The following is a 4565-nucleotide window of genomic DNA, read 5'->3' as shown; positions in this document are numbered from 1 at the left end:
GGCTGCTGCCCGCGCCCGCCGCGGTGATCGCGCTCGGCGCCGCCGCCGGGCTGGTCTGGTACGGCGCGATGCGCACCCTTCCGATCTTCGACGAGGGCGAGGACGAGCACGACGGTCCCGGCTCCGGCTACGACGAGCCGCCCGCCCGGCCGATGCCCGCGGCCAACGGCATGGCCCCCGGCCCGGAGCGCCAGGCCGGACGCCGCGGCCGCGACCTCCGCTTCCCCGAGCCGGCCGAGGAGCCGCTGCCGCCGCAGCCCTCCCAGCCCGCGCAACTTCCGCAGCCCGCGCAGCCTCCGCAGCCCGCCCTGGCCGCCCCCGGCGGCCCGAACGCGCTGAACGACGTGATGGCCGCCGCGGCGGCCGCCGCCGCCGGACCGGGCGACACCTCCCAGGTCTGCGGCCAGATCACCGTCTTCACCCTGCTGGACGGCCGGGAGGAGGCGTTCGACCGGCTCGCCGCCGACCTGGCCGCCGCCGCCCGCGCGTCCGAGCCGGACACCCTGGTCTTCGCGGCGCACCAGGTGGTGAACGCGCCCACCCAGCGGATCTTCTACCAGCTGTTCCGGAGCGAGGCCGCGTTCGCCGCGCACCAGCGGCTGCCGCACCTGCGCCGCTTCCAGGCCGAGTCGCGCCCGCACGTCCTCGCGACGAACGTGATCGAGATCCGGCTCGGCGCGGCCAAGATCCTGCCGCTGCCCGGGGACGTCCCGTCCCCGGCCCCGTCCGGGCCCAACGCGCGGCCCCACCGATGACGAGCGAGCCCATGGACCACACCGAGACGAGCACCGAGACGAGCACCGAGACGAGCACCGGGGCGACCGGAACCGGCACGGCCGGAACCGGGGAGATCGTCGTCACCATGCTGGGCAAGCCCGGCTGCCACCTCTGCGACGTGGCGCGCGAGGTGATCCAGCGCGTCGTGGCGGACGAGGGCGTCCGCTTCGAGGAGCGCGACATCACCCGGGACGAGGAGCTTCACCGCGAGTACTGGGAGCAGATCCCGGTCACGCTGGTCGACGGCGTCCAGGTCGACTACTGGCGGGTCAACGAGAACCGCCTCCGCGCCGCCATCGCCAAGCGCCGCGCCTGACCGTCCGCGCGCCTGACCCGTCCGCGCGCCTGCCCGTCCGAGCGCCTGACCGTCCGAGCGTCTGACCGGCCGAATGCCTGACCGGCCGGCCTTCTGACCTGCGCCGACGGCCGGCCGTGCGGGAGCGCGCCGGCCCGCCCCCGTCGGCGGGTACCGCTTTCGGCCGGGACGCAACCGCTGAACTGCGGTAATTCGAATGTTCCGTCAGTCACACTCAAGTGCGCGGAAAACCCGGGGACGTTAGGGCGAAAAAGCCCATTTTCGCCCTCCTGGCCTGCGAAGACGCGCCGGGAAGCGCCGGAAGGGCGCGTTCGGTAAGGCGGGGGCGACTTTGTGCGTGTATTCACAAAGGCTTAATCTGGAGGGCAGCCTCGGGTCCCGGGCACGGTTCCCGTCGCTACCGGCCGGACCACGTCGCCCGTGACCGGACCGGACTCAGCGTCGAGCCCCCGAAGAGCAGGCCGTGACATCTCGACAGACCCGCCACCGCGAACGCGTGGACGCCGCCCGACCCCGGGGGATCCCCGAGGCCACCGTGGCACGGCTGCCGGTCTACCTGCGGGCGCTGCACGCCCTGCAGGACCGCGGCGTCGCCACCGTGTCCTCGGAGGAGCTGGCCGCGGCCGCCGGGGTGAACTCCGCCAAGCTGCGCAAGGACCTGTCCCACCTGGGCTCCTACGGCACCCGGGGGGTCGGGTACGAGGTCGAGTACCTCGTCTACCAGATCTCTCGTGAACTGGGCCTGACCCAGGATTGGGTCGTGGCAATCATCGGCGTGGGTAACCTGGGGCGCGCCCTCGCCGGTTACGGCGGCTTCGCCTCCCGCGGCTTCCGCGTGGCGGGCCTGCTGGACGCCGACGAGCAGATCGTCGGACAGGAGATCTCCGGCCTCACGGTCGGGCACATCGACCGGCTGGAGGACGTCATCGGCGAGCACGGCGTGTCCATCGCCGTGATCGCCACGCCCGCCGCCGCGGCGCAGGGCGTCTGCGACCGGGTGGTGGCCGCGGGTGTGACCAGCGTGCTCAACTTCGCGCCGGTCGTGCTCTCGGTCCCCGAGTGGGTGGACGTCCGCAAGGTGGACCTGTCCATCGAGCTGCAGATCCTCGCGTTCCACGAGCAGCGCAAGGCGGGCGGGCCGGACGGTTCCGGCGGCCTGAACGGGACGCCGGCCGTGCTCGGCCGCGCCCCGCGGGAGCCCGTGCAGTACGTGGAGGCGGCCGAATGACGACGGTGGCGAGCGGGCGGAGCGGAAGACGGCGGGCGGCGGCGGTCGGCGGGCGGCCGCACGGGAGCGCGATGGACGAGCGGGCGATGAGCGAGCGAGAGCGGAGAACCGGCCGATGAGCGTGCTGGTGGTGGGACTGAGCCACCGCAGTGCACCGGTGGCGCTGCTGGAGCGGGCCGCGGTGTCGGGCGACGACCTGCTGAAGCTGCTGCACGCGGTGCGCGACTGCGGGCACGTGGCGGAGGCGGCGATCGTCTCCACGTGCAACCGGGTCGAGGTCTACGCGGTCGTCGACCGCTTCCACGGCGGCGTCACCGCCGTGTCGGAGCTGCTCGCCCTGCACAGCGGCGTCCCGCTGGAGGAGCTGTCCCGGCACCTGTACGTGCACTACGAGGAGCGGGCCGTCCAGCACGTGTTCGCGGTCGCCAGCGGCCTGGACTCGATGGTCGTCGGCGAGGGCCAGATCCTCGGCCAGATCCGCAAGGCGTTCAAGCTCGGCCAGGACGAGCACACCATCGGCCGCGACCTGCACGACCTGCTCCAGCGGGCGCTGCGGGTCGGCAAGCGCGCCCACCACGAGACCGGGATCGACCAGGCCGGGGCGTCCCTGGTCAGCGTCGGCCTGGAGGTCGCCGGGAAGCATCTGGGCACGCTGCCCGGCAAGCGGGCGCTGGTCGTCGGCGCCGGGTCGATGAGCTCGCTGGCCGCCGCCACGCTGAGCCGCGGCGGCGCGGGCGAGATCGTGATCGCCAACCGCACGTTCGACAACGCCGTCCGGCTCGCCGCGTCGCTGGAGTCCCCGGCCCGCGCGATCCGGATGGACGAGCTGACCGCCGCGCTCGCCGAGGCCGACCTGATCGTCTCGTGCACCGGCGCCACCGGCCGCGTCATCACGGCCGACATGCTCGCCGCCCCCGAGGGGGACGGGACGCGGCGCAGGTTCGTCCTGGACCTGGCGCTCCCGCACGACGTGGACCCGGCCGTCCGCGAGGTGCCCGGCGTGGCGCTCGCCGGCCTGGACGACCTGCGGGTCGCGCAGGAGGCGGCGCGGGCGGTCGGGCCGGAGGCGGTCGAGCAGGTCAAGCGGATCGTCTCCGACGAGGTCTCGGCGTACCTGTCCGCGGCGCGCGCGGCGGCGGTCGCGCCGACCGTGGTGGCGCTGCGGTCCAAGGCGGCCGAGGTGGTCGACGCGGAGCTGGCCCGCCTCGCGGGACGGCTGCCCGACATCGACGAGCGGGCCTACAAGGAACTCGCCCAGACGGTCCGGCGGGTGGCTGACAAGCTGCTGCACGCCCCGACCGTCCGGGTGAAGGAGCTGGCGGCGGCGCCCGGGGGGGACGCCTACGCCGACGCGCTGCGCGAGCTGTTCGGTCTCGATCCGAGCAAGCCCGAGGCCGTGGTGCGCGCCGACAACATCGAAGGAAGCCAGACGTGACGGAAACGGACCGGCGACTGCGGCTCGGCACCCGCAGGAGCCTGATGGCCACCACCCAGTCCGGTCTGGTCGCCGACGCATTGACGCAGGCCACGGGGCATGGCGTCGAGCTGGTCGGGGTAACGACCGAGGGTGATGTATCCAAGGCACTGCTCGCGCAGATCGGAGGGACCGGGGTCTTCGTCAACGCGCTCCGGGACCGGCTGCTGTCCGGTGAGGTGGACTTCGCGGTGCACAGCCTGAAGGACCTGCCCACCGGGCCCGCCGAGGGGATCGCGCTCGCCGCGGTCCCGCGCCGCGACGACCCGCGGGACGCGCTGTGCGGCGCGCACAAGCTGGCCGACCTGCCCGCCGGCGCGCGCGTCGGCACGGGCTCGCCGCGCCGCGTCGCGCAGCTCCGCGCGCTCCGCCCCGACCTGGACATCCGGCCGATCCGCGGCAACGCCGACACCCGGCTGCGCAAGGTCGCGGACGGCGAGCTGGACGCGGTCGTCCTCGCGCACGCGGGGCTGAAGCGCATCGGCAGGCTGGACGACGTCGCCGAGGTCTTCGAGCCGGACGCCATGCTGCCCGCGCCCGGCCAGGGCGCGCTGGCGCTGGAGTGCCGCGCGGACGACCCGGAGCTGGTCGCGCTGCTGGCCGCCGTGGACGACCCGGGTACCCGCGCCGCCGTGACCGCCGAGCGCACCGTGCTCGCCGTGCTGGAGGGGGGCTGCTCGGCCCCGGTCGGCGCGTACGCCGCCGTCAGCGACGGCGCGCTGCACGTGACCGCCGCCGTCGTCGCGCACGACGGCACGAGCCAGGTCCGG

Annotated in this window: 5 protein-coding genes; all 5 read left to right on the top strand. The window is 74.5% G+C overall.

The genetic code is table 11. The annotated features are described in order from the left end of the window. Positions 1-755, top strand: a 755-nt coding sequence (locus AB0J52_RS28600; RefSeq protein ID WP_500185589.1) for a putative quinol monooxygenase, incomplete at its 5' end; no start/stop codon positions are given. An 11-nt stretch (positions 756-766) separates the two neighbouring features. After that, positions 767-1093 (top strand): glutaredoxin family protein, encoded by a 327-nt coding sequence (locus AB0J52_RS28595; protein WP_500185588.1) that lies wholly within the window; start codon positions 767-769, stop codon positions 1091-1093. Positions 1094-1556: 463 nt separating this feature from the next. Further along, the gene (locus AB0J52_RS28590; protein WP_500185587.1) at positions 1557-2321 is read left to right on the top strand and encodes a redox-sensing transcriptional repressor Rex; all 765 of its coding nucleotides are present in this window, start codon (positions 1557-1559) and stop codon (positions 2319-2321) included. Between the two features lie 115 nt (positions 2322-2436). Further along, positions 2437-3756 carry a glutamyl-tRNA reductase gene (locus tag AB0J52_RS28585; protein WP_500185586.1) on the top strand — a complete coding sequence of 440 codons (1320 nt, stop codon included), beginning with the start codon at positions 2437-2439 and terminating at the stop codon, positions 3754-3756. Beyond that, positions 3753-4565: hydroxymethylbilane synthase (gene hemC / locus AB0J52_RS28580; RefSeq protein WP_500185584.1), on the top strand; the 813-nt coding region annotated here is incomplete at its 3' end. The genes AB0J52_RS28585 and hemC, both read left to right, overlap by 4 nt.

Origin of the sequence: Spirillospora sp. NPDC049652 (assembly GCF_040675125.1) — a bacterium.
In the GTDB taxonomy this organism is placed as follows: domain Bacteria; phylum Actinomycetota; class Actinomycetes; order Streptosporangiales; family Streptosporangiaceae; genus Spirillospora.
The sequence above is the reverse complement of the archived record's forward strand: the minus strand, read 5'-3'. Positions and strand labels throughout refer to the sequence as shown.